This window comes from Dongia rigui, from assembly GCF_034044635.1.
GTDB classification, from domain to species: domain Bacteria; phylum Pseudomonadota; class Alphaproteobacteria; order Dongiales; family Dongiaceae; genus Dongia; species Dongia rigui.
Map to the genome: position 1 here is coordinate 350,048 of NZ_JAXCLX010000003.1, position 22,710 is coordinate 372,757.

Consider the following 22,710-nt stretch of genomic DNA (forward strand, 5'->3'; position numbering starts at 1 on the left):
GTTCGGGTGACGGTTAGGGTCGCCGGTCCATCACCGCGACCGGCGCCAGATGCGCGCTGACCGATGCGAGCAGCAGCTCGTTGGCGCGGTCCACGATCTCATCCAACGAGACGGTACGTGCGAACATTGCCTTTGCTTCGGCAAGGAACTTGTCGCGGCTGGGTATGTGCGGCAGCTGCAGGCTCGCCAGAATGTCGCTGCTGCGCGCTTGGCTTCGCGTCAGGGTATCCTGCAAGCTGGCCAAGGCAGGGCCCTGCAGCACGGCCAAGATAGCCTGAGCGATAGGTTCCGGATTGAAGCGAGCTGCGAGCTGTTCGGCGGCGCGATTGATGACGCGGGTGCCCAAACGCTGCTCGTTGCGCAGAACTTGCTGCGGCGGCGACTTCACATCCCAAATGATGCGCAATCGGGCGAGCGGGATAAGGGCATAATAGGCGATGTCGATCTCCCACCACCGGAAGCCCTGGCGCGCGCTGCTTTGGTAAGCGTGGTGGTTGTTATGCCAGCCTTCGCCCAGCGTCAGGATCGCGAGAAGCCAATTGTTGCGGGAATCGTCCCCCGTGACGTAACGCTGCCTGCCGCAGACATGCGCCAGCGAATTGATGCAGAAGGTCGCGTGATAGAGGAGGACCGTACTCCACACAAATCCGACGATCAGGCCGGACCAGCCGGCGACAAGAAAGCAGAACACAGCCAGCACGGCCGCCGGCGCGAGTTCATATTTGTGCAGCCAGCGCAGCTCGGGCCAGTGGGCGAGATCGCTTACTTTGCTGAGATCGACCTGGTCATGTTTGCGCTCAAAGATCCAGCCGATGTGGCTGTAAAGAAAGCCGCTGTGGCGCGGTGAATGGACGTCGTTCGGGGTATCGGAGTGAAGGTGATGATGGCGGTGCTTTGCGGCCCACCACAAGACGCTCTTCTGCGCGCTGCTCTGGGCCAGCCATGCCAGCGCGAACTGGAAGAGTCTGCCGCTCGCGAACGCCCGGTGCGAGAAGTAACGATGATACCCGGCCACAATGCCAAACATGCGCAGGAGGTAGAGGAGCGCGCAGAGCGAGAGCGCGGTCCATGTCACGCCAGACCAGATCGCCGCAAGGCAAGCAAGATGCATCAGCACGAACGGAACGACCGATGGATACATGATGTCGTGATGACCGCCATCATGCGCAGGCTTCAACATCTAGGCACCCTTTTTCGTGACCTTCTTTGCCTTATTGATATCGATATCCGAATCCCTTGCCAAGCGGAGCGCCCGCAGCCGTTCAATATTCACCAGTACCGCTCGCCGATCGGCTTCATATTCTTCTCTGGCAAGCGCCGCATCGCGATCGCGATTGGCCTTTTGCACCAGCTGCTTTGCCCGATCTGGGGGCGTCCTCTTCACGATGGGTGCTGAATCTGCCGCGGTACTGTTGGCCGGCGGAAGACGATGGCGGCTCATGATCATGACGTCATCTCCTCAAAGAGCTGGTAAATGGGCGTAACCCCGTGGCCCGATTGATCGAGCGCACGAGGTTTCCAAGCCTATCGCTCTGCCAGTACATCCGTGGTCAGAGCAACAGGACGATGGGATGCTTAGACCGCTTTGAGGTCTTCGGCGGAAGACTTACCCGTCTTGCGATCAGCGACGACCTCGTAAGAGACCTTCTGGCCTTCGTTGAGAGCGCCCATGCCGGCACGTTCGACGGCACTGGCATGAACGAAAACGTCCTGCGTGCCGTCCTCCGGCTGGATGAAGCCGTAGCCTTTTTGGCCGTTAAACCACTTCACGGTTCCGATACTCATAGAGATATTTCCTTTTAGACATAGCTTGTTACGCCGCATTGTCGCGACCAGTAGATCGAGATTTTGGAGGAAGATCGTCAGTCAGCGCGCTATCTGCGGCGGGGCCCAAGTCGTTCGGCCGAATCTCAACTGTCGATACATGGGCATCCAGCGGCCCAAATGCAATGACAATGTTTAAGATGACGGATCATTGCCATGCGATTTCCGATCTCACGTGGACGTCCTCAAGCCAACGACGGCATCGGTTTCCCGATGCCGTCGTCACGCTCGGTCGACCGCCAGACCTGTTTAGTTGCCAGACCCACCACCCGAACTGCCGCCGGACGAGCCGCCGCTCGCTCCGCCGGACGAGTTGCCGCCGGACGAGTTGCTGCTGGAACCGCCAGATGAGTTGCCGCTAGACCCGTCGCCGCTCGGATTGGTATCCGGGTTCACCGGTGAAGCGCCCGTCGGTTGATCACCCGGAACGGCATCGCTGTTACCGGTGCCGCCGGTGTTCGTGTTGATATCCGGGTCGGTATCGGTCGGTGCGTTCGGGTTGGTCGAGCATTCAGATGGCGTGACGTTTGCGCAATCCTTGGGCGTCGTTGTCGTATTGTCCTGCGCCAAGGCAACGCCGCTCAGCGATAGGAACACGCAGGTAGCCGGAACGAGAATTTTCTTCATAGGTATCTCCGATTTCTGGTCTCGGCCATATGGCCGCGTGCGATGTCAAGTCGACCATGGCTTCGTCGTTCCACGGTTCGGGTTTCTTTGCGTGAAATCCGTAGCTTCCACGATTGCAGAACAGAAACTCGGACGATGTGATTGATCCCATGCGCGCTCGTCTCCGCGACGCGGTCTTCGCGAGCTGCGATGCAACCTTCTGCCATCCTTTGGTTTGGTTCGGCGCCATGCACACGCGCCAGCGCAGCCGGCCACCCATCGGAGGAGAACCCCATGACGACCGACACCTACCAATATCCAGATCGTCCCGTTGCCAGAGCTGTGGGCTCGGTAGAATCCGCATTCTCGGCCGTATCATGGTCGGCCATTCTGGCCGGCGCGGCCGCTGCCGCAGCGATGTCGATGATTCTTGTCAGCCTCGGGGCTGGTCTCGGCCTGTTGGCCGTCTCGCCCTGGCAAGGAGAGGGCGCGTCGCCCGTCACGCTCGGTGTCGGCGTCATCGCCTGGTCGGTCGTGGTCCATGTTGTCTCATTCGGTGTCGGCGGCTACCTCGCTGGACGGCTGAGAACGAAATGGGCTGACGTCCATGGCGACGAGGTATTCTTCCGTGACACCGCTCATGGCTTCATCAGTTGGGCCGTCGCCATTCTGGTCAGCGTCTGCGTGATGACGTCGGTGGCTGGTGTTTTCGCCAAGGGCACCGCGTCGGTCGCCGCCGCTGGTGTCGGCGCCGCCGGTGCCACCGCGGGGGCTGCGGCCGCTGCCTCGCCGGGGATGGAGAATTCGGCTGACAATGCATCTGGGTCGTCCGCCCTGATGGCGTATTTCAGCGATATGTTGCTGCGCCCGGCGAGCAGCCCGGCCGATTCCGCATCGACGGCGACGACTACCCAGCTGCCCGCACCGGCAATGACTCCCATGACTCCGGCAGCGCCAGCGGGTGATGTGACGCAGTCTCGTGGCGAGATTGTGCGCATCCTCACGGTGAGCTTGGCCAATGGCGATGTCGCGGCCGGCGATAAGGCGTATCTCGCCCAGCTGGTGACGAATGAGACCGGTCTGCCGCAGGCCGAAGCGGCAAAGCGGGTCGACGATGTGATCGCCCAGTCCCAGAAAGCCGTCGAGGATGGCAAGACGAAGGCCAAGCAGATCGCTGACGACGCCCGCAAGGCCGTTGCCGGAGCCGCGCTGTGGACCTTCGTGACGCTGTTGATCGGCGCGTTCTGTGCGGCCTATGCGGCCACGATCGGTGGCCGTCTGCGGGACCAGTGAGGCCGTGCAATAAGGCAGGCGCCACACGGAGAGAGATGGACCGCCCGCGAAACGACAGCTTTAAGGGGCCCTTCGGGGCCCTTTTTCTCAAGGGCTTGCTCAACCCGCGCCCAGGGGGCCGGGGAGGCTGTAACTGACTGATTGTTCTGGAAGGTTGGCGTCCCCAACGGGATTCGAACCCGTGTCTTCACCGTGAAAGGGTGATGTCCTAGGCCCCTAGACGATGGGGACGTCTTGGGCTGTGCGGGGGCCTTTTAACCGCTGAAGGGGCGGATTGCAACGGTGGAATGAACCAGCCGCCGCTAATCTGCGATCCCCCTTTAAGAGATCGGTCTCCACCGTCATAATGCGCCGCCCGGCCGCACCCGCCTGCTTTGGGAAAAATTCAGCGCTGGCCGGAATTCCATCAACTTTACAATACCTTAGGGGTCATCATGTCTTTGAAGCGTCTGGGCGATCCGTCGGTCATCAGCGATGCCGTCATTCATAACAACATCGTCTACCTGGCCGGCCAGGTGGCGGAAGAGCCGGTTTCGGCCTCCGTCTATGAGCAGACCAAGAACATCCTTGCCCAGATCGACGCCCTGCTGAAGCAGGCCGGCACCGACAAGACCAAGATCATCAAGACCAATATCTGGCTGTCGGATATCTCGACGTTCCAGGACATGAACAAGGCCTGGAAGGAATGGGTCGTGAAGGGCGAAGCCCCGGCCCGCGCCACCGTCGAAGCCAAGCTGGCCGACCCGAAGTGGAAGGTCGAGATCATGATGACGGCCGCGATCTAACGCCGAAATCTCGCGCCTCGGAACGCCCGCGCCCTTACCGGCGCGGGCGTTTTTTTTGCGCCGCTGCGCCAGGTGATCAGCAGCACGGCCGCCAGGGCGCCGGTCGTCAGCAACCCCAACCAGGCGACCCAGGCCATCTTGACCGGCCAGACCATCAGGCAAAGTCCCAGCGACAGGGCGAGGAGAATGCCGCCGATGGCGCGCATCCGTCGGCGCCAGGGTAACGTCAGCGCCGGGATAAGCCCCGCATGCCGCTGCATCGCCAACGCAACGGCCATGAAGCCCACAGCAGCCGATGTGGCGGCGAGCAGGCTCATTTGCGGCCCACCTTGTGCGCGAGAAGCGCGAGGAAGATAGCACTCGCCAGCAGGGCAAAATCGACGCCGGCGCGTGCCCAGTCGCCCCCAGCAATCGCGTTGACGAGCCCGTGGGATGTGCGGATCGCCTGCAGGAGCGGCAAGGCCAGATAGAGAAGGGCAGCAAGGCCGAACTGTTCGCGCCAGGCAGGCCCTACGGGGCGCAGAAAGGCGTGGGCGAGTGCCACAGCCCAGGCGGCAAAGAAGACCAGCGCCTCACCATCGGCACGATTTTCCCACGCGATCGGCAGCATCTGGTTGGCGGCGAAGAAGGCGCCGATCGCGAGCGGCAAGCCGACCATCGTTGCAATGTTGAGACCCTCGACAAGCCGCAGGCCCTTGCCACCGCGTGCCGCGCGCTTACGCGTCCACAGGATGAGGCCGGTCGCAACCATGCCGGTCCCAACCATGCCGGAGAGAAAGAAAAGCCAGCGCAAGGTCGGATCGGCAAAGCGTGCGATATGGAGCCCATAGAGGGCGTAAAAGGTGCCGGCGGCCGCATTGAGATCTCGATCGTCGTGCAGAATGTCGCCGCTGACGCCGTCGATCACCACGCGGCTCCGTGCATGAGAAACATGATGGGTGTCGCTGGCGATCATGACGATGCGCGCATCGGCGCGGCCGGGATGGGTGATCTCAATGCGGCCGACGCGGGGGCGATAATCGCCCGCCATCCACATCTCCTCGACCCGGGTGGCGATTGGCCCGAGCGGCAGAAGCGATGCGGGCCTGGCGTCTGTCACCGGCGCCGGGTCACCGAGCAGCGCCGTCTCGAAGGCACGCATGTCGCCGCCATAGTGACGCTCGATTCCCCATGGCAGATAGAGAAACATGAAGATGACGAGACCCGAATAGGTGATCATCAGGTGATAGGGCAGCGCCAACACGCCCAGCGCGTTGTGGCCGTCGAGCCAGGCGCGCTGCGGCTGCGCCCAGGGGCGGAAGGTGAAGAAATCGGCAAAGATGCGGCGATGCGTGATGACGCCGCTGACGATGGCCACCAGCATGGCCATGGTGGCAATGCCGACCAGCAGACGCCCCCAGATCCCTGGCATCTGCAGGTCGAAATGAAAGTAGTAGAGGAAGTCACCGCCATAGGTATCGCGTGGATGCCAGGGCTCGCCTGTGGCGGGATTCAGCATTTCGCGCTGAAAGGTCGGTGGCGTCGCCTGCCAGAGATAGAGATGTGTCGCCGGGTCGCGGGCATCCGGCAGTTCAATCATCCAGCGATCTGCGTTGGGGCCTATTGCCTGCAGACGCCGCTCGGCCAGGCTGGTCGCCACATCACTGGGGACATGGCTCGGCGCCGGCAATTCCGGCCGCATCCAAAGCGATATCTCCTGCCGGAAATAGCTGACCGTGCCGGTGAGAAAGATCGCAAAGAGCAGCCAGCCGAAGATGAGGCCGGCCCAGTTGTGGATCCAGGCCATCGTGGCGCGGAAGCCGGCCTTCATGATGCGAGTGCCAGCGCGGCAAACAGCATCGTCGGCAGCAGGATGCCGGCCCAGGCACGCCAGGCGGAACGAACCGCAAAGGCCCAGAGGATCGCACCGCAACAGAACGCGAAGCTGAGCATCATGGCGACGGCAACAGCCTCGGCCCTCGGCAAAGGCAGCACCGCAGGCAGACCGATGACGATGGCCGCAGCCAGGGCATAGCCGCCCATAACCGCCGCCAATATGCGCGCCGCGATATCCAGCCGCATCCTCACCAGGTGTATTTCACCGTGCCGATGATGGTGCGGCCGGCGCCATAAAAGCAGCGATCGATGCCGATGCAGGAAGCCACGTATTTGTTGTCGGCGATGTTGCTGGCATTGAGCTGCGCGATCCAGCCATCGAGCGACGGGCTGAGTTCGCCGAAATCGTAGCGCACGGCCGCGTCGAACAGCAGGTAATCGGGAACCTTGTAGCTGTTGGCATCATCGCCATAGGTCTCGCCGACATAGCGCGCACCGGCCCCAAGGCCGAGGCCGGCAAAATCACCTTCCTGGAACGTGTAATTGACCCAGACCGAACCCGCATGCGTGGGAATGGCAGCCTTCTGCTTGCCCTCGACATTGTGGTCGTCGCCGTCGATGCCGGTTGCCGTATCGCCGCTCTTGAGGATTTCGGTGTCGAGATAGGTATAGGCGAAGGTGGCATCGAGGCCGTCGGCAAGGCTCGCCTTGGCTTCCAGTTCGATGCCGCGTGACCCGATCTCGCCGGTCTGGGTCGATAGGCTCGGGTTGACGGGATCCGCGGTCACCACATTCTGCCGCTTGATGTCGAAGGCCGAAAGCGTGATGAAGCTGTCATAGCCGGGCGGCTGATACTTGATGCCGACTTCGAACTGCTGGCCGGTCGTGGGCTTGAACGGTTTGCCGTCCTCGTCGGTGCCGATCTCAGGCTCGAAGGATTCCGAATAGCTGAAATAGGGCGAGAAGCCGCTCTCGAAGGCGTAGAGCACGCCGGCGCGCCAGGTGAAGGCGTCATCGGTCTGCTTCGTCGTTTCGTCCGTCATGCGGTTGGTCAATTCGCCCGACGTCCAATCCTGACGCCCACCGAATGTCAGAATGAGATCATCCCATTTGAACTGTTCCTGGGCGTAGAGGCCCAGCTGTTTGCTGAGCTGCGCTTGGCTGCGAAACGGCGCCACCGTGTTGGCAAAATTGTCGTTATCGGGATCGAAGACATCGAGATCGGTCCAGAGACCGAGTTCGCGCTTGGTGTCATTGTCGAGTATCTGGCCATCGACACCCAGCAGAAAGGTATGCTCCACCGGGCCGGTATCGAATTTGGCTTCGAGCTGGTTATCAAGTGTCCAATCGTTGGAGTGCTCGATCATGCCGAAGGCGTAGCGGCTGGCGTTGATCTGATCGGCGCGCAGGTTCTGTAGGTAGACACCCTTGAAGTCGAGTCGGTTGTAGTTGTAGCGAAAATTCTGGCGAACGGTGAACGTATCGTCGAAGGCATGCTCGGCCAGATAGCCGATGGCGTAGGAATCACGGTCCCATTCCTGGTAATTCGTGTCGCCGGTGTAAAGACTGCTTGAGATATCGCCATAGGGATTGCCGAGCACCGTCCCCCGCGTCGGCAACCAGTTGAGCGGCGACGAGTCAAAATCGTCCTTCTGCATGCGCGCCAGCAAGGTAATGCTGGTATCTTCGTTGGGCCGCCACGTCAGCGCCGGCGCCACGGCATAGCGCCGGCGATCGGAGAAATCGACCTCGGTATCGTTGTCCCATCCCGTCGCCGTCAGGCGATAGAGGAACTCCTTGTCCTCGTCCATGGCGCCGCTGATATCGAAGATGCCCTGGAAGAGGTCATTGTTGCCGGCCTGGAAGCCGATCTCGCCCTGGAAATCCTCGGTCGGGCGCTTGCTCACCATGTTGAAGATGCCGCCAGGCGTCGATTGGCCGTAAAGCACCGAGGCCGGCCCTTTCAGCACTTCGACGCGTTCGAAGAAATAGGGGTCGAAGGCCGATGAGACATAACCGGTGCCGGCCAGTTTGAGGCCGTCGATATATTCGTTGCTGGAGGGGCCCGTCGTACCGTCGCCGCCAAACCCACGAATCGCCACGGTGTCGCCACCGATGGCACCGGACGTGCCATGGCCACCGCTGATGAGGCCAGACGTATAGGCAAGCGCTTGCGACATATCGGTCACATTGCGCGCCTCCATCTCGTCGCGCGTGACGACCGAGATCGATTGCGGTGTTTCGATGAGCGGCGTGTCCGTCTTGGTACCGGTGGCACTTTGTGTGGCGACATAGCCGTCGACCGGCCCCCACGCCGTTTCGGTTTCGGCTGTATCCGTGACACTGAGCGGCGCCAGGTCAGTGCTGTCACCCGAAACGAGATCGAGGGTCACGGCATTGGTACCGGATATGCGGTAGTTGAAGCCGGTGCCCGCTAGGACCGCCTGCAAGGCCGCCTCGGTGGTCAACATCCCATTGGCGCCGGCGCTGTTGATGCCGCTGATCTTGGCCGCGTCGAAGACAATCTGCAGGCCGGTCTGCGCCGCGAGTTGGTTGAGCGCCGATGCCAGTGCCTGCGGCGCGATGTCGATTGCGTGGGGCTGCGACAGAACGGGCGGCGTGCTTTGCGCCCATGCCATATCAGCGACCGTGCCAATCAGCAGGCAAGACGACAGCAGCAGTGCACGCAGGTTCTTTCTCGGCATTCCATCCCCCAAATTCCAACGGGACCTGAATGCCGATGCGGCAGTCCAGATATCGTCCCCGATATCGAAGACACTGAGCGGGCGCTTTTGAGGACGTGTTTTCTGAAAATAGTTTGGGTTGGGCTCAGCCGTGCAGGACGACGAGCAGCGACCCGATGCCGGAATATTCGATGCCCAGACTGCGGCACAGCAATTCGATGGCGGCAACGGGATCACGGGTATCGAACGTGCCGCCGATGCGGCGCGCCTTCAGATCGTCACCCAGGATGACGATGCGGGTATTGGTATGGCGCTGCAGCCGCTCGACCACCGAGGTAAGGCTTTCATCCTCGATCACGATCTTGCCGGACCGCCAGTCCGGGCCATTAATGTCGATGCGGCGGGTCTCGCCAATGGCGCCGGTATTGTCGTATCGCAGGCTTTCGCCGGCCTGCAGAATGACCTTGGCACCGCTTGCCGTTTCGACGCGCACGGCGTGGACCAGCACTTTGACTTCCGCCGCACGACCTGCCCCTTCGGCAGGCTCGCTGAGCCTGACGTCGAATTCGGTGCCCAGGGCCGTTGCAGCACCACCTGCTGCTTCGACGATGAAGGGTCTGGCGGGGTCCTTGGTGACCGTGAAATAGGCTTCGCCCCGCAGCAAATGCACCACGCGCTGCTTCTCGCCGAAGGAGAAGGCGACCGCAGAACCGGCGTTGAGCTGCAGCAATGAACCGTCGGCCAATGTCACGACCGGCAGCGCTTCGGTCCCGGCGCGCAGATCGGCCCGCAGCCGCATCGGCCCATCGAACAGCAGAAAGAGCGCCAATGACGCCGCAACGGCGGCCCCCAAGGGTAGCCAGGCGCGTTGCCGGGGTATCTTCGCTGATATCGCCGGAGGGGCTTCCAGCGCGGCGAATGCCCGCGGCGCCAGCTGCAGAATGGCCTGTACCTGCGCCAGGGCCGCGGCACGCCGCTCGTCGCCAGCCAGCCAGGCGTCGAGATTCCGGCGATCCTCGGCGGAGAAATCGGGCGCCTGCATGCGCAGCAGCCAATCGGCCGCCTCCGCGTTCAGTGCCTTCATGTCTTGCGTGCTGGCTCGTGCTCGCACCGGCAATCCTCAATGCTCGTCTGCCGATACCTTCGGCAGCTTCTATTCTAAAGACACGCGAGGGTCGGGTTCGGGGATGTGACCCTCGACAAAGTGTCGCCCGAAAGTTTCGTACCGCGAAAGTTCAGGGCGGACCTTCCTGACGCAGATCCGGCATCCGTTCCAGGCACGTCGCGATCGCCAGGCGCAGATGGCGCTCGACCATGTTGCGGGTGATACCGAGACGTCCGGCGATTTCCAGCGGGGTCAGATGTTCCAAGGCATAGAGACGGAAGGCTTCGCGCTGGCGCGGCGGCAGGTCGGCAATGGCCTGGACAAGCGCCGTCAATTGCGCCCGGCCGTCAAAGACTCTGTCCTGCAACGGCGCCCGGTCGGCCACGAGGGCCAATTCGGCCTCGGGATCGGCTGCCATCGTCAGCACGCGCTGATGCCGGTGCTGGTTGACGGCCAGATTGGCGGCCGTGCGGAAAAGGTAGGCGCGCGGGTCGGCAATCGGGCCCCGGGGTCTCGCCTGCATGACCTTCAAGAACGCTTCCTGGGCGATATCCGCCGCCAAGTCGGGACTTGCGACCCGGCGCTGGAGGAATCGGGTTAAGTCCCTGGCATAACTGCGAAATAGGGCGTTGAGATCCTCGACGCGCATGGCCCTTCCGGTACATCCCCAGACAGCGCAAAAATGCGCCGCCCTGGCCAGAGCTATATCGCAACTAAGAATTAGTCGCAATAACTCTGTCGCCGAGCTTCGCTCAGCGACGGTTGCCCCGCTCGCGCCAGGCATCCTGGGCCTGGAGGGACCAATAGGTGAGCTGCACCGCGACCCGCCCGAACGGTCCGCCATTCCAATCGAGGCCGAAGGGTGCAAAGAGCCGGTAGCGGTCGCTCGCCCCCGTGATCGCTTCCGCGATGACCTTGCCGCCGATGGCCGTCGTGTTCATGCCATGCCCCCCGAAGGCCGTGCAGTGCCACAACCCCTCGCCCAACTTACCGATCTGGGGCATCAGATGCCGGGCATAGGACATGAGGCCGGACCAGGCGAGCTCGACCTTGACGTCCTTGAGCTGCGGATAGGTGCCGACCATTTCCCTGCGCAACAGGCCCGCAAGGCCCTGGGGATCGGCCGTGCGCGTCGTGATGCGCCCGCCCCATAGGATGCGGTCGCCATCCACGACACGGTAGTAATCGCCGGCGCGCCGGTCATCGCCGATCGCCGCCTTGGTGCGGATCGTCTGCGGCAGCAGGTCACCGAGCCGTTCCGTGAGCAGCACATAGGTGGCGATGGGAAGGAACGAACGCGTCAGCCGCTTCTCGATGCCGTCGGTATAGCCGCCACCGGCCAACACAACATGCTGCGCCGTGACCTTGGCCATAGGTGTCGTCACAACATGACCGGCACCCTGCGGCGCCAGGGCAAGTGCCGGCGTCTCTTCATGGATGGCACCGCCTAGCCGCACAATCTCGGCGCCGATGGCGCGCGCATAATTGAGCGGATGAAAGTGAAAGCCATCGGGATCGTAGAGACCCTGATGGTAAGAGGGGCTGCTGAGATCCGCCTGCACGGCGGCGCGGTCGCGGAATTCGAGATGCTCGCCGAAGCGGGTGTTCATCTCATCGCGATAGGCCTTGAGGCCGTCCGCCCCATCGTGCCGGAGGACGCGGAGGATGCCGGGCGCCACATCAGCGCCGGCGATGCGGAGACCTTCGATATTGCTGCGGACGATCTCGACGCCTTCGATCGACATCCGGTAGAGCGTTTCCGCATCCGCCCGGCTGACGCGCCGTTCGATGTTCTCGATGCCCGTCGCATAGCCGGCCGTGACGAAGCCACCGTTCCTGCCCGACGCGCCCCAGGCGATGCGGTTGCGCTCGAGGAGTGCCACCTTGCGCCCGCCGCGCGCGCATTCGAGCGCTGCGGTGAGGCCGGCAAGGCCACCGCCGATGACGCAGACATCAACCTCGATATCGCGCGCCAAAGGCGCGTGACGGATATCGTCGACCAGAGAGCGGCGGTAATAGGTGTCGATATACTCCGCCATGAATTTATCCTTCGAGGCTGGTGCGCCGCTCTTCGAGTTCCAGCCATTTGAGCTCGGCCGTTTCGAGATCGGCCTTCTTGGCCGCCAGCAAGGTCGAGGCTTTCTCGAACTTGCCCGGGTCGCGGGCATAGAGATTGGGGTCGGCCAGGGCGGTCTCGATCGTCTTGATCTCGGCTTCCAGCGTCGTCATGCGGTCGGCGATCTGGTCGAGAGCTCGCTGATCCTTGGATGACCAGCGTTCGGCCGTGGGGGCCGCCACCGGCTTGGCTGCGACCTTCGGCTTCACCTCGATAGCGTGGCGCTCGGCCACTTTCCGCTGGTCGAGATAATCGGAATAGCCGCCGGGATATTCTTCGACCACGCCATCGCCTTCGACGGCAATGATCGAGGTCGCCAGACGGTCGAGGAAATCGCGGTCGTGGCTCACCACAATGACCGTGCCGTCGAAATCGCCCAGGACATCCTGCAACAGATCGAGCGTGTCCATGTCGAGATCGTTGGTGGGCTCGTCGAGGATGATGAGATTGGCGGGCTGAGCGAAGAGCTTGGCGAGCAGCAGCCGGGCGCGCTCGCCGCCGGAAAGTGCCCGGACCGGCATGGTCGCCTGCTTCTCGTCAAAGAGGAAATCGCGCAAATAGGCCACGACATGGCGCGAACGGCCTTGCGCCACGATGGAATCGCCGCCGCCCGAGGCCAGGGTCTGCCACAAGGTCTTGTCGAGATCGAAGCTCTCGCGCTTCTGGTCGAGATAGAGCGGCGTCACATTGGTGCCGAGCTTGATCTTGCCGCTGTCGGGGGCGAGGTCGCCGGTCAGCATCTTGATCAGCGTCGTCTTGCCGGCGCCATTGGGGCCGATGATGCCGATGCGGTCACCGCGCTGAATGCGGGTCGAGAAATCCTTGGCGATGACGCGCGTGCTGCCATCGGGGCGCGTGAAGTTCTTGGTGATCTTCTCGGCTTCGACGACCAAGTGGCCGCCCTGCACCGCTTCGCCGAGCTCCAGTTTCGCCCGACCGATCGCGCGCAACTGCTCGGCACGCTGCTTGCGCAAGGCGAGGAGGCCACGGCGGCGGCCTTCATTGCGCGAGCGGCGCGCCGTGACACCGCGCGCCATCCAGTATTCTTCCTGCTCGATCTTCTTCTCCAGCCGCCGCGCCTCGGCCGCCTCCTGCGACATGATGCCGGCAGACCAGTCTTCGAAGGCAGCAAAATTGCCGTCCATCTCGAACATGCGGCCGCGGTCGAGCCATAGGACGCGTTTCGACAACGCATTGAGGAAGGTGCGGTCGTGGCTGATCATGAGGATGCCGCCCTGGAACTGGGCCAACTCCTGCTCCAGCCATTCGATGGTGGGGAGATCGAGATGGTTGGTCGGCTCGTCGAGCAGCAGGATTTCCGGCTCCGCCACCAGGGCATGGGCAAGCGCCGCACGCCGGCCTTCGCCACCAGAAAGGGTCGCCGTGTCGCGCTCAGGGGCGAGGTCGAGGTGATCGAGCACGCGCTGGATGCGGTAATCGTCGGTCTCCATCCCCGGCACGGCTTTCGCCACGAAATCGGCGACCGTGCCGCGCCCGCCGAGATCGGGGCTTTGCATCAGATAGCCGATGCGGGTGCCGGGCTGGAGGAAACGGACCCCGCCATCGAGCTCGATTGAGCCTGCCAAGGCCTTGAGAATGGTGGATTTTCCCGACCCGTTGGCACCGACCAGCGCCACGCGTTCGCCTTTACCCAAGGTGAGCGTGATACCGGAAAAGAGCGGCTTGCCGCCGAAAGTAACGGCAGCGTCGCGAAGGGCGATGAGCGGTGGGGCGGGCGGCATGAGCTGCAGGCAATCTCGTCAAATGAACCTGCCGGGTGACCTACTTGATGCCGCGCTCCTTGGCAATCCTGTCATAGGCGGCGTTGAGGGTCGCCACCTTCTCATTGGCGAGCGCCACAAACTCGGCAGGGAGCCCTTGCGCCACCAGCTTGTCCGGGTGGTTCTCCCGCATCAGGCGGCGCCAGGATGCCTTGATTTCGTCGTCGCTCTGCTCGCGCCGGACGCCGAGCACCGTATAGGGATCGGCGTGATCCGGCCCGACATTGACCTCGCGCATGCGGGCGAAATCGGCATCGGTGAAGCCGAAGATGCGGGCCACTTCACGGATATAGGCGATCTCGCTGTCATGCACCTCGCCATCGGCCCGGGCGATGTGAAAGAGGCCGTCGATCAGCTCCTCCAGCACGGGGTGCCGCTCGTCGAACATGTTGGCGAGCTGCCGGGCATAGGCATCGAACCCGGCAACGTCGCGCTTGGCTTGGTCGAAGACGCGGGCGACGTTGTTGAGCTCGTCCGTCGGCACCTTGAAGACCTGCTTAAAGGCCGCCACCTCGGAGCGCGATACCGTCCCATCGGCCTTGGCCATCTTGGCGCCCAGCGCGATGACGGCGATGGTGAAAGCAATTTCACGCGTGGCGCGGCGATCGTCATGGGCTGCGGGCAGCGCTTCTTCTTCCAATTGCTTGTCGATGGCATGGCCGGCAAGCGCCCCCAGCAGGGCGCCCAAAGGTCCGCCCAGTGCAAAAAAGCCGGCGGCCCCGCCGATGATCTTTCCCCAAACGCTCATGGGGCGAAGATACCCAGGGCGGACAGCGATTGCCAGCGGGGTTGACGGGCGGTCCGCGACCGATTGGCGCAGAAAATCGTCAGTCGTCTTCCCAGGGGAAGCTGTCGAGGCGCTGCGCCCCGTTCTGGGTAATGACAACCTGCGTCTCGAGCTTGACGCATTCGCCTTTGCCCTCTTCGCCGATCAGGCTCTCGACGCAGACGGTCATGTTCTCCTCAAAGTGACCGCGATAGGACGCCTTCCAATCAGGATGGAGCGGGATGGAGGGATATTCGTCCGCCAAGCCAACCCCATGCAGTGCCACCGAATAACGGCAGGCCACATATTTGTCGGGGATTCGCCAGGACTGCGCGTTGAAATCGTCGAAGCTGAGGCCGGCCTTCAGCAATCCGAGGTTATGCTCGATCTGCTCCCGGGCCGCCAGATAGAGGTCGCGCTGATGCGGCGTCATCCTGGTATGGCCAATGGTCCAGGAGCGGGAGAGATCGGCGCAATAGCCATAGGGACCGATCATGTCGGTATCGAAGCCCAGCATGTCACCCAGTTCCGCCACATGGTCCGAGCATTCCTGGAACCAGGGATTGGTCCGCCGCCCGATGGTGAGCAGCCGCGTCTCCAGCCATTCGCCGCCGGAGCGGATGTTTTCGTAATGAAGCTCGGCCCAGATTTCCTGCTCGGTCTTGCCGGGCAGCGAGTGGTCATAGAGCCGCGCCATGCCCGCCTCGCAGACGCGGACGGTCCAGCGCATCAGCTCCAGTTCCTCGGCACTCTTGACCGAGCGTGCGATCTCGGTGAGGGCCTGGCCTTCGACCACGGTGACGCCGCGCTTCCGAAGCGCATCGACGCCGGGCGGGTCCAGCTTGTCGATGGCCAGCCTGAGACCATTGGGCCGCATGTTGCCGCCGTTGCGCTCCTTAAGGATCGACACCAGTTCGTCGGCCCAGGCCTCGACCCGCTCCTGCAGCCGGTCGGCGGTGTACATATAGAACCAGGCATTGCCCGGTCGGACTTCGTTCACCGTCTCAAAGCCGTCGGCCAGATGCTCGGCGCCGCGATAGGCGAATTCGATGGCATGACCGTCGGCAAAGAGCATGACGTAGTGGAACGGGTTGTGCGTCGCCCAGAGTTGCATGTTCGAAAGGTCGAGGGCGTAGCGGATGTTGATCGGGTCATAGAGCAGGATCGCCGCGCAATCGGCTTTCACCACCTGCTCGACCAGGCGCTGCTTGCGATAGCCGCGCGCCTTGACCAGGGTCGATTTCGGCAGAGGCGATTTGAGCGGCCGGTCAGCCCCTTCCGGGTTGAGATAGGCCCGCTTCCGGGCGTCCTTGAAAACGGGCGCCGCCACCATATCCGCCGACATGTCTTTCCCCATGAAGACTGTTTCGCTGCATTGAACTCTAGCGCCGACAAAGCTTTCACAGAGTTGCCAAAAGCGCATAGGTCGATATCGGTCACGAATATGACCAAAATTGACCGGTTACCCGTCCTTGCGCCATAGTAACGTCTGACAATTGGATTCTAAGCCCCTAGCCATTAGACGGAGCAGATGATGACCTCGGTTGCGCGAATTCCGACGAAAGCCCGGCTCGACAACTCGCATTACGAGGAGCGCTGCCAGCTGGCCGCCGCCTTCCGCTGGACGGCGGAACTCAACATGCATGAGGGCGTCGCCAACCATTTCAGCCTGGCCGTGTCGGATGACGGCAGCCAATTCCTGGTCAATCCCTGCGGCAAGCATTTCTCGCGCATCAAGGCGAGCGACCTGCTGCTGCTGGATGCCAATGACCCCACGACGATGGACCAGCCCAATGCGCCGGACCCCACCGCCTGGGCGATCCATGGCGCCATTCACCGCAACGCGCCGCAGGCGCGCTGTGTCTTGCATGTGCATTCGAAATATGCCCTGGCGCTGGCCTGCCTCAAAGACCCCAGCATGCCGCCGATCGACCAGAACACGATGCGCTTCTACAACCGCATCTCCTATGACATGGGCTTCGACGGCATGGGGCTGGGCGACGAAGCCGAGCGGCTGTCGACCTGCCTTGGCAAGAACAAGGTCATGGTGATGGGCAATCACGGCGTGCTCACCGCCGGTGACAGTGTCGCCGAAGCCTTCGACTCGCTCTATTACTTCGAGCGCGCGGCGGAGACCTTGCTCACCGCCTATTCCACGGGTCGCGAACTCAACATTGCCAGCGCGGAAGTCGCTGAAAAGACCGCGCGCCAGTGGGAGGAATATCCCTCCAACATGATGGACGCCCATCTCACCGAAATCCGCGCGATTTTGGACGTGAAGCAGCCGGACTACGCCGAGTAAGGCGGCGCCACATCACACACCGCTCGGAGATGCCCGGGCTTTGTCCCGGGCATTTTTGTTTGGGGCATTTCAGTCTGATCGGGAAGATTCATCGCTTACCCCCTCTCCCCTACCCTCCCCCACGTTGGGGGGAGGGAGTTGCGCCGAGTTCGCTACGCTGCCCGCGTTCAAACTGGCTAGAGTTCCCTCCCCCCAACGTGGGGGAGGGTTAGGGAGAGGGGGCCTCTTTCACAACCCCTTCGCCTGTTCGCGCAGGATGAATTTCTGGATCTTGCCTGTCGAGGTCTTCGGCAGCTCGCCGAAGACCACCTTTTTCGGTGTCTTGAAGCCCGCCAGGGATTCGCGGCAGAAGGCGATGAGTTCCGCCTCGGTCACGCTTGCTCCTGATTTCAACTCGACGAAGGCACAAGGCACCTCGCCCCATTTGGGGTCCGGCTTGGCTACCACGGCCGCATTGGCGACCGCTGCATGCTTATAGAGGCGGCTTTCGATTTCGATCGAGGAGACGTTCTCGCCGCCCGAGATGATGACGTCCTTCAGCCGGTCCTTCACCTCGACATAGCCATTGGGGTACCGCACGGCGATATCCCCGGAATGAAAATAGCCACCCTTGAAGGCCTTTTCCGTGGCCGCGGGATCCTTGTGATAGCCCTTCATGACCGTGTTGCCGCGAATGACGACCTCGCCCATCGCGGCGCCATCGGCTGGGGGAACGGCACCGGTTTCCGCATCACGCAGTTCGATCGCTTCCGTGATCGGAAAGCGGACACCCTGGCGGGCTTTCATCTCCGCCTGCTCGGCAAAGGGCAGCGCGTCCCATTCCGGCTGCCAGGCGCAATGCACCACATGGCCATAGGTCTCGGTAAGGCCGTAGACCTGCATCACCTCGAAGCCAAGTTCCGCCATCTTGGCCAGCACCGCCGATGGCGGCGGGGCGCCGGCGGTCATGACCTGGACCTTGTGCGGCAATGGCCGGCGTTCGTCGGCCGGCGCGTTGACCAGAAGCCCGAGCACCACTGGAGCACCGCCAAGATGCGTGATGCCGTGTTGCGCAATGAGATCGAAGATCGCTTTCGCGCCGACATAGCGGCACGTCACCGCCGTGCCACCGACAATGGCCAGCATCCAGGCATGGCCCCAACCGTTACAATGGAAGAGGGGCACGGTGTAGAGATAAGTGGGGTGCGCAGGGACGTTCCAGCCGGCCACGGTGCCAAGACTCATCAGATAGGCGCCACGGTGGTGATAGAGCACGCCCTTGGGCCGGCCACTGGTGCCTGACGTATAATTCAAGGAGAGCGTCTGCCATTCATCCGCCGGCAACGCCCACGGATAATCCGGATCGCCGGCCGCGAGGAATTCGTCGTATGTGCGCGTGCCCAGCCTATCTTCCGGCTTGCCGCCAGCGCGGGCCGTGGGATCGACGATATCGATGACGAGTGGCTTCTCGCCCGTCATGCGCTGCAACGCCGCGCGCATCACCGGCGCAAATTCCGTGTCGGTGATGAGGACCTTGGCACCGCCATGATCGAGGATATAGGCGATGGTATCGGGATCGAGCCGGGTATTGATGGTGTTGAGGATGCCGCCGGACAGAGGCACGCCGAAATGGGCTTCGAAAATCTCCGGCGTGTTTGCGGCCATCACGGCGACGACGACATCACGCGCGACGCCATGGGCCGCCAAGGCGGAGGCAAGGCGACGGGAGCGACTGCGCAGATCGGCCCAGGTATAGCGCCGGTCACCATAGATGACGGCAGCGCGGTCCGGCCACAGGTCTGCTGCCCGCGCCAGATGGGATAGAGGCGACAGCGGCACGAAATTGGCCGCATTCGCTTTTAGAAAGACTTCGTCCATGAATCTCCCCGCCCTGCCTTGGCCTCAAGGACCGCGCCAGTTGATCTCGCAGATTTCGGCGCTGCGTCCGTCGAAGTCCCAGACGCGGCCGAAGGCGCGGACCCTTCCCTGATTGGCCTTGGCGACGATGATGTCGGGCGCGATCCAATAGCCGCTGTTCTTCACCACGACACCGCCTTCGCGGTTGCCCTCGACCGGCTCGACCTCGCCGATGATCTTCTTGGGCACGACCAAGCGGCGCTTCTCGCCGTCGCGCTCGAAGCTGACCGGCGCCTTTTCAGCACCCAGGAAATTGCCGACCAGGACCGAGAACAGCCCGGTCGTACCGCGCGCCTTGCCGCTGAAGATGTTGACGAGCTTGCCGAACGCTTCATCCGAGGCGCGGTCGTCGATGAAGGCCGCGGCCGTCCAATTGCCGCGCGCCATCTGTCCGGGGATATCGAGTAGCAACGCCACATTGAGGCCGGAAAGATTGGTGTCGCCGCTATAGCCGGTATCGATACGGATGCCGGCCCAACCCTGGCAGTTGCCTTCGGTCGGCGGATGTTTTCCCAGCGAGATGACGCAGGGACAGAACACGGTACAGGAACAATTGAGAATTAGTTCGCCGCGCAGAGCCCATTTTTCCATTTTTTCACTCCCAGAATCCCCACTTCGCCCATCAGGCGGCGAAGAGGACCAAACCCCATTGATAGAAGGCCCCGGCGATCAAGATCAGCCCCAAAGGTGCGGTCACGAAGCGACCGGTGCCAGCGAGTTTTTCTAAGATCATCAAGCCCAGCCCAAGTGCCATCCAGGCGAGACTCATCGTGCCGCCGATCAACGCCAGCGACATCAACGCCCAGCAGCAACCCAGGCAATCGCGCCCGTGGCGCAAGCCCATCGCCACGGCCCCATCGACGCCATGCCGCCAATGCGCCATGAAGAAGGTCATGGGGTGGCGACAACGCGTGAGGCAGGCCTGCTTCAGCCGGCTGAATTGATAGACCCCCGCCCCCAGCAGCAAGCCACCGGCGAGCCACGGTTCGAGCGGTAACGGAATGATGCGCGCGAGCACGAGTTGCAGCGAACCCGCCGCCACGGCAAAACCCAGCCAGACGGCGATATAGCCCAGAAGAAAGGCCGAGAAGCGCAAGTGCTGCTGCGCCCCCTGCTGCACCAGAATGTAAAGGCGCGCGAGGGTCGGCAATGAGGTCGGCAGCATCATGGCGAGCGACATCAGCGACCACATGGCCACAAGCGACAGCCAGGTGCTGTCGGCCGCCGGCGCCAGGCAGCGCGCCAGGAGTGCGGCAAGGTCGAGCCGCCCGCCGCCGGCAACGGCCAGCCAGGAGGCGACAACAAGAAGATAGAAAATCGCCCAGCCGGCCAGCGGCCAGCTATCCATCAGACGCAGGCGCGGCTGCAGAGGTGAATCAAGCTCCATGAAGTGTAGCAAAGCATGAAACCGGCAGCGGCGAAACGGATTCCTCTGCCGCGGCGCAGCAGTGCCTAGCCCATGGCGCGGGGCAGGATCATCCGGGCGATGAGGCCGCCCGCCGGCGCGTTCTCCAACTCGACATCGCCGCCATGGGCGCGAAAGACATGGCGGGCGATGGCCAGACCCAAACCGCTGCCGCCCATGCTGCCGACAGCGTCCGTGGGCGAGCGCGCGGGATCGAGCCGATAGAAGGGTTCAAACACATGCTCCAGTTCGCTGGCCGGGATCCCGGGGCCAGCATCGCACACCTGAATTTCGATGCCCGCAGGCGTCTCCACCAGGCTGGCATCGGCAACACCGCCATATTTGACGGCGTTCTCAATCACATTGGTGATCGCCCGCATCAAGGAGAGGGGTGCGGCTTCGATGGCAAGGTAGGCCGGCCCCCGGTAGCTCGCCCGACCGCCGGCATCGACCGTTTCGTCGCAGACGGCCTGGAGCAGCGAGGCCAGGTCGAGCTTGACGCGCTTCTCGCCGGCCACATCATCGCGGGCAAAGGTCAGGGTGGCGGCGATCATCCGGTCCATCAGGTCGAGATCGGCGACGATCTTGCCGCGTTCGGCACCTTCAGGCAGGTTTTCGGCGCGCAGGCGCAGGCGAGAGAGGGGTGTCCGCAGATCGTGGGAGATGGCTGCCAACATGCGCGTGCGGTCTTCGACGAAACGCTGCAACCGCGCCTGCATCTCGTTGAAGGAACGCGTCACGGCACGGACCTCATGCGGCCCCCGCTCGGCCAGAGGCTTTGCCGCCATGTTGATGCCCAGATGCTCGGCTGCCCCTGCAAGGCGTCGGAGCGAACGGGAGATGCCGCGCGCCGCCACGAGCGAAATCAGGATGATCGTGGAAATACCAAGCAGCCAGGGCGTCCATCGATAGAAAGGCGGTGGCGGCAGCAACTCGCCGAGCGGCATCCTGGCGCTGAGCCAGGTCTGATCGGCAAGCCGCAGCCACAAGGTGACCGGCTCCTGCATCGGCGGTGAAAATCCGATCAATGGCGGACCTGGCATCAACCCTGAGACCGGTCCGGGTCCCCGTTCGGGTCCCGGACCCGGCAACTGCGCTTCGACCAGCACCTGATCGACGAGACCAGGCAGGCGACGCAGGAAGTGATCCTGCAGCCGGTCGAAGGGCGGCAAGCTGCGGATCGGCGCGATGGGCGTGAAGGATCGATACGCCGTCAGTTGAGCGGCCGAGATGTGCGCCAGAAATGCTGCCCGTTCCTCGAAGGGCATCTTGAAGGCAGCCTCGATGGGCCCGTGCAGTCTCTCGACGACAGGGTCAAGGCTGGATTGGGGCCACCAGCCGTTCCGCTCACCGAGGAAGATGAGATAGCCGAAGACCTGGGTCAGCAGCATCGCTGCCACCATGACGACGGCAATCCGCGTCGCGATCCGATCCGGCCACAGATGGCGCCTCGATCGGGCCACCTTGTGCGCCCAGGACATGGCGCTATTCCAGGGTCACTTGCGGCGCAAACAGGTAGCCGCCGCTGCGGACCGTCTTGATGAAGCGCGGCGCCCTTGGGTTGCGCTCGATCTTGCGGCGAATACGGCTGACCAGGATGTCGACGCTGCGGTCGCTGCCGTCACTGCCACGGTTGCGCGTCAGTTCCACCAGGTGATCGCGGGTCAGCACGGTCTGGGCGTGTTCCACAAAGGCCAGCAGCAGATCGATCTCGCCGGAGGTGAGGGTAATGAGTACGTTTTCGGGCGACAGCACCTCGCGCTTGGCAGCATCGACCCGCCAACCGTCAAAACGATAGACGCGCTTGGTACCCTTACGTGGCGTGGCAACAGCGACCGCCTCGCCATTGCGGCGTGCCCGGCGCAGCACCGCCTTGGTGCGCGCCACCAGCTCGGCTGATTCGAAGGGCTTGGCGATATAATCGTCGGCGCCCATGTCGAAGCCGGCCAGCTTGTGCGGACCGCGGCCGAGGGCGCTCAGCATGATGATGGGGAGATCGGAATCGGCCCGGATACGGCGGCACAGCGACAGCCCGTCTTCATCCGGCAGCATCAGATCCAGGATGACCAGATCGGGTGCCGCCGTTTCCAGCATCTTCAACATCGTGCCGCCGTCCGGCGCTAGCGAGACGCGGAAGCCGTGCTCGCCGAAGAGACGCCCCAGCAGCAGCCGGTGATCGCGGTCGTCGTCGACGATGAGGAGATGCGGCAGGTGAGCGGACTGTGGCGTCGGGTTTGCCGTCATGGCGAGCATTCGTCGGGGACCTATGAATATTGTCAAAAATCGGCGCCGATCCTGACATGGCAAACGCTGGCTGTCATGACGCGGATTG

General features: G+C 62.9%; 22 protein-coding genes and 1 tRNA gene. 3 read left to right on the top strand and 20 right to left on the bottom strand.

The genetic code is table 11. The features are described from left to right. Positions 1-13 precede the first annotated feature (13 nt). From SMD31_RS17285 to SMD31_RS17300, 4 genes are all read right to left on the bottom strand, one after another. Positions 14-1,180, bottom strand: coding sequence for an acyl-CoA desaturase (locus SMD31_RS17285; RefSeq protein ID WP_320502173.1), 1,167 nt, complete (start codon positions 1,178-1,180; stop codon positions 14-16). Next, complete coding sequence (locus SMD31_RS17290; protein WP_320502174.1) at positions 1,181-1,447, bottom strand: hypothetical protein; 267 nt, start codon at positions 1,445-1,447, stop codon at positions 1,181-1,183. Positions 1,448-1,575: 128 nt separating this feature from the next. Further along, positions 1,576-1,785: a cold-shock protein gene (locus SMD31_RS17295; RefSeq protein ID WP_320502175.1), complete on the bottom strand. Its 210-nt coding sequence runs from the start codon at positions 1,783-1,785 to the stop codon at positions 1,576-1,578. Positions 1,786-2,073: 288 nt separating this feature from the next. After that, complete coding sequence (locus SMD31_RS17300; protein ID WP_320502176.1) at positions 2,074-2,451, bottom strand: hypothetical protein; 378 nt, start codon at positions 2,449-2,451, stop codon at positions 2,074-2,076. Between the two features lie 273 nt (positions 2,452-2,724). Between SMD31_RS17300 and SMD31_RS17305 the strand changes: the two genes are divergently transcribed. Then, on the top strand, positions 2,725-3,723 hold the full coding sequence (locus SMD31_RS17305; RefSeq protein WP_320502177.1) for a hypothetical protein: 999 nt from the start codon (positions 2,725-2,727) through the stop codon (positions 3,721-3,723). Between the two features lie 155 nt (positions 3,724-3,878). On the opposite strand, the gene SMD31_RS17310 is transcribed toward SMD31_RS17305, so the two are convergent. Continuing rightward, positions 3,879-3,954 (bottom strand) — tRNA-Glu (locus SMD31_RS17310). A 203-nt stretch (positions 3,955-4,157) separates the two neighbouring features. Here SMD31_RS17310 and SMD31_RS17315 point away from each other — a divergent pair. Continuing rightward, on the top strand, positions 4,158-4,508 hold the full coding sequence (locus SMD31_RS17315) for a RidA family protein (protein WP_320502178.1): 351 nt from the start codon (positions 4,158-4,160) through the stop codon (positions 4,506-4,508). On the opposite strand, the gene SMD31_RS17320 is transcribed toward SMD31_RS17315, so the two are convergent. The 10 genes from SMD31_RS17320 to SMD31_RS17365 all read right to left on the bottom strand — a co-directional run bounded on the left by SMD31_RS17320 (position 4,505) and on the right by SMD31_RS17365 (position 16,120). Continuing rightward, positions 4,505-4,825, bottom strand: a complete 321-nt coding sequence (locus tag SMD31_RS17320) for a DUF3325 family protein (protein ID WP_320502179.1) — start codon at positions 4,823-4,825, stop codon at positions 4,505-4,507. The genes SMD31_RS17315 and SMD31_RS17320 overlap by 4 nt on opposite strands. After that, a complete protein-coding gene (locus SMD31_RS17325) occupies positions 4,822-6,318 on the bottom strand; it encodes a PepSY-associated TM helix domain-containing protein (RefSeq protein ID WP_320502180.1) in 1,497 nt (498 codons plus the stop codon). The genes SMD31_RS17320 and SMD31_RS17325 overlap by 4 nt, the downstream gene beginning before the upstream one ends. Next, positions 6,315-6,569: a DUF3649 domain-containing protein gene (locus SMD31_RS17330; RefSeq protein ID WP_320502482.1), complete on the bottom strand. Its 255-nt coding sequence runs from the start codon at positions 6,567-6,569 to the stop codon at positions 6,315-6,317. The genes SMD31_RS17325 and SMD31_RS17330 overlap by 4 nt, the downstream gene beginning before the upstream one ends. Before the next feature lie 2 nt (positions 6,570-6,571). Next, entirely contained in the window at positions 6,572-9,028 is a 2,457-nt protein-coding gene (locus SMD31_RS17335; protein WP_320502181.1) for a TonB-dependent siderophore receptor, read from the bottom strand. 124 nt (positions 9,029-9,152) lie between these two features. Beyond that, a complete protein-coding gene (locus SMD31_RS17340; protein WP_320502182.1) occupies positions 9,153-10,091 on the bottom strand; it encodes a FecR family protein in 939 nt (312 codons plus the stop codon). Between the two features lie 151 nt (positions 10,092-10,242). Then, the gene (locus tag SMD31_RS17345; protein ID WP_320502183.1) at positions 10,243-10,956 is read right to left on the bottom strand and encodes an RNA polymerase sigma factor; all 714 of its coding nucleotides are present in this window, start codon (positions 10,954-10,956) and stop codon (positions 10,243-10,245) included. After that, on the bottom strand, positions 10,865-12,151 hold the full coding sequence (locus tag SMD31_RS17350; RefSeq protein WP_320502184.1) for an NAD(P)/FAD-dependent oxidoreductase: 1,287 nt from the start codon (positions 12,149-12,151) through the stop codon (positions 10,865-10,867). The genes SMD31_RS17345 and SMD31_RS17350 overlap by 92 nt, the downstream gene beginning before the upstream one ends. Before the next feature lie 4 nt (positions 12,152-12,155). Continuing rightward, positions 12,156-13,970, bottom strand: coding sequence for an ABC-F family ATP-binding cassette domain-containing protein (locus SMD31_RS17355; RefSeq protein WP_320502185.1), 1,815 nt, complete (start codon positions 13,968-13,970; stop codon positions 12,156-12,158). A 40-nt stretch (positions 13,971-14,010) separates the two neighbouring features. After that, positions 14,011-14,757 (bottom strand): TerB family tellurite resistance protein, encoded by a 747-nt coding sequence (locus tag SMD31_RS17360; protein WP_320502186.1) that lies wholly within the window; start codon positions 14,755-14,757, stop codon positions 14,011-14,013. Between the two features lie 79 nt (positions 14,758-14,836). Next, positions 14,837-16,120 carry a M24 family metallopeptidase gene (locus SMD31_RS17365; protein WP_320502187.1) on the bottom strand — a complete coding sequence of 428 codons (1,284 nt, stop codon included), beginning with the start codon at positions 16,118-16,120 and terminating at the stop codon, positions 14,837-14,839. A gap of 186 nt (positions 16,121-16,306) precedes the next feature. Here SMD31_RS17365 and SMD31_RS17370 point away from each other — a divergent pair, with 186 nt between their 5' ends. Continuing rightward, a complete protein-coding gene (locus SMD31_RS17370; protein ID WP_320502188.1) occupies positions 16,307-17,077 on the top strand; it encodes a class II aldolase and adducin N-terminal domain-containing protein in 771 nt (256 codons plus the stop codon). 228 nt (positions 17,078-17,305) lie between these two features. Here SMD31_RS17370 and SMD31_RS17375 read toward each other — a convergent pair whose 3' ends face one another. The 5 genes from SMD31_RS17375 to SMD31_RS17395 all read right to left on the bottom strand — a co-directional run bounded on the left by SMD31_RS17375 (position 17,306) and on the right by SMD31_RS17395 (position 22,622). Then, positions 17,306-18,934, bottom strand: coding sequence for an AMP-binding protein (locus SMD31_RS17375; protein WP_320502189.1), 1,629 nt, complete (start codon positions 18,932-18,934; stop codon positions 17,306-17,308). A 24-nt stretch (positions 18,935-18,958) separates the two neighbouring features. After that, complete coding sequence (locus SMD31_RS17380; RefSeq protein WP_320502190.1) at positions 18,959-19,564, bottom strand: DUF1326 domain-containing protein; 606 nt, start codon at positions 19,562-19,564, stop codon at positions 18,959-18,961. A 31-nt stretch (positions 19,565-19,595) separates the two neighbouring features. Next, positions 19,596-20,360 (bottom strand): DUF2182 domain-containing protein, encoded by a 765-nt coding sequence (locus SMD31_RS17385; RefSeq protein WP_320502191.1) that lies wholly within the window; start codon positions 20,358-20,360, stop codon positions 19,596-19,598. A 65-nt stretch (positions 20,361-20,425) separates the two neighbouring features. Further along, the gene (locus SMD31_RS17390; RefSeq protein ID WP_320502192.1) at positions 20,426-21,859 is read right to left on the bottom strand and encodes an ATP-binding protein; all 1,434 of its coding nucleotides are present in this window, start codon (positions 21,857-21,859) and stop codon (positions 20,426-20,428) included. Between the two features lie 4 nt (positions 21,860-21,863). Next, positions 21,864-22,622, bottom strand: a complete 759-nt coding sequence (locus SMD31_RS17395; RefSeq protein ID WP_320502193.1) for a response regulator transcription factor — start codon at positions 22,620-22,622, stop codon at positions 21,864-21,866. Positions 22,623-22,710 lie beyond the last annotated feature (88 nt).

Excerpts from the sequence above, each read along its gene's own strand:
- SMD31_RS17285 (WP_320502173.1), bottom strand. The coding sequence starts at position 1,180 with ATGTTGAAGCCTGCGCATGATGGCGGTCATCACGACATCATGTATCCA.
- SMD31_RS17290 (WP_320502174.1), bottom strand. The coding sequence starts at position 1,447 with ATGATCATGAGCCGCCATCGTCTTCCGCCGGCCAACAGTACCGCGGCA.
- SMD31_RS17295 (WP_320502175.1), bottom strand. The coding sequence starts at position 1,785 with ATGAGTATCGGAACCGTGAAGTGGTTTAACGGCCAAAAAGGCTACGGC.
- SMD31_RS17300 (WP_320502176.1), bottom strand. The coding sequence starts at position 2,451 with ATGAAGAAAATTCTCGTTCCGGCTACCTGCGTGTTCCTATCGCTGAGC.
- SMD31_RS17305 (WP_320502177.1), top strand. The coding sequence starts at position 2,725 with ATGACGACCGACACCTACCAATATCCAGATCGTCCCGTTGCCAGAGCT.
- SMD31_RS17315 (WP_320502178.1), top strand. The coding sequence starts at position 4,158 with ATGTCTTTGAAGCGTCTGGGCGATCCGTCGGTCATCAGCGATGCCGTC.
- SMD31_RS17320 (WP_320502179.1), bottom strand. The coding sequence starts at position 4,825 with ATGAGCCTGCTCGCCGCCACATCGGCTGCTGTGGGCTTCATGGCCGTT.
- SMD31_RS17325 (WP_320502180.1), bottom strand. The coding sequence starts at position 6,318 with ATGAAGGCCGGCTTCCGCGCCACGATGGCCTGGATCCACAACTGGGCC.
- SMD31_RS17330 (WP_320502482.1), bottom strand. The coding sequence starts at position 6,569 with ATGCGGCTGGATATCGCGGCGCGCATATTGGCGGCGGTTATGGGCGGC.
- SMD31_RS17335 (WP_320502181.1), bottom strand. The coding sequence starts at position 9,028 with ATGCCGAGAAAGAACCTGCGTGCACTGCTGCTGTCGTCTTGCCTGCTG.
- SMD31_RS17340 (WP_320502182.1), bottom strand. The coding sequence starts at position 10,091 with ATGAAGGCACTGAACGCGGAGGCGGCCGATTGGCTGCTGCGCATGCAG.
- SMD31_RS17345 (WP_320502183.1), bottom strand. The coding sequence starts at position 10,956 with ATGGCGGACCGTTCGGGCGGGTCGCGGTGCAGCTCACCTATTGGTCCC.
- SMD31_RS17350 (WP_320502184.1), bottom strand. The coding sequence starts at position 12,151 with ATGGCGGAGTATATCGACACCTATTACCGCCGCTCTCTGGTCGACGAT.
- SMD31_RS17355 (WP_320502185.1), bottom strand. The coding sequence starts at position 13,970 with ATGCCGCCCGCCCCACCGCTCATCGCCCTTCGCGACGCTGCCGTTACT.
- SMD31_RS17360 (WP_320502186.1), bottom strand. The coding sequence starts at position 14,757 with ATGAGCGTTTGGGGAAAGATCATCGGCGGGGCCGCCGGCTTTTTTGCA.
- SMD31_RS17365 (WP_320502187.1), bottom strand. The coding sequence starts at position 16,120 with ATGTCGGCGGATATGGTGGCGGCGCCCGTTTTCAAGGACGCCCGGAAG.
- SMD31_RS17370 (WP_320502188.1), top strand. The coding sequence starts at position 16,307 with ATGATGACCTCGGTTGCGCGAATTCCGACGAAAGCCCGGCTCGACAAC.
- SMD31_RS17375 (WP_320502189.1), bottom strand. The coding sequence starts at position 18,934 with ATGGACGAAGTCTTTCTAAAAGCGAATGCGGCCAATTTCGTGCCGCTG.
- SMD31_RS17380 (WP_320502190.1), bottom strand. The coding sequence starts at position 19,564 with ATGGAAAAATGGGCTCTGCGCGGCGAACTAATTCTCAATTGTTCCTGT.
- SMD31_RS17385 (WP_320502191.1), bottom strand. The coding sequence starts at position 20,360 with ATGGAGCTTGATTCACCTCTGCAGCCGCGCCTGCGTCTGATGGATAGC.
- SMD31_RS17390 (WP_320502192.1), bottom strand. The coding sequence starts at position 21,859 with ATGTCCTGGGCGCACAAGGTGGCCCGATCGAGGCGCCATCTGTGGCCG.
- SMD31_RS17395 (WP_320502193.1), bottom strand. The coding sequence starts at position 22,622 with ATGACGGCAAACCCGACGCCACAGTCCGCTCACCTGCCGCATCTCCTC.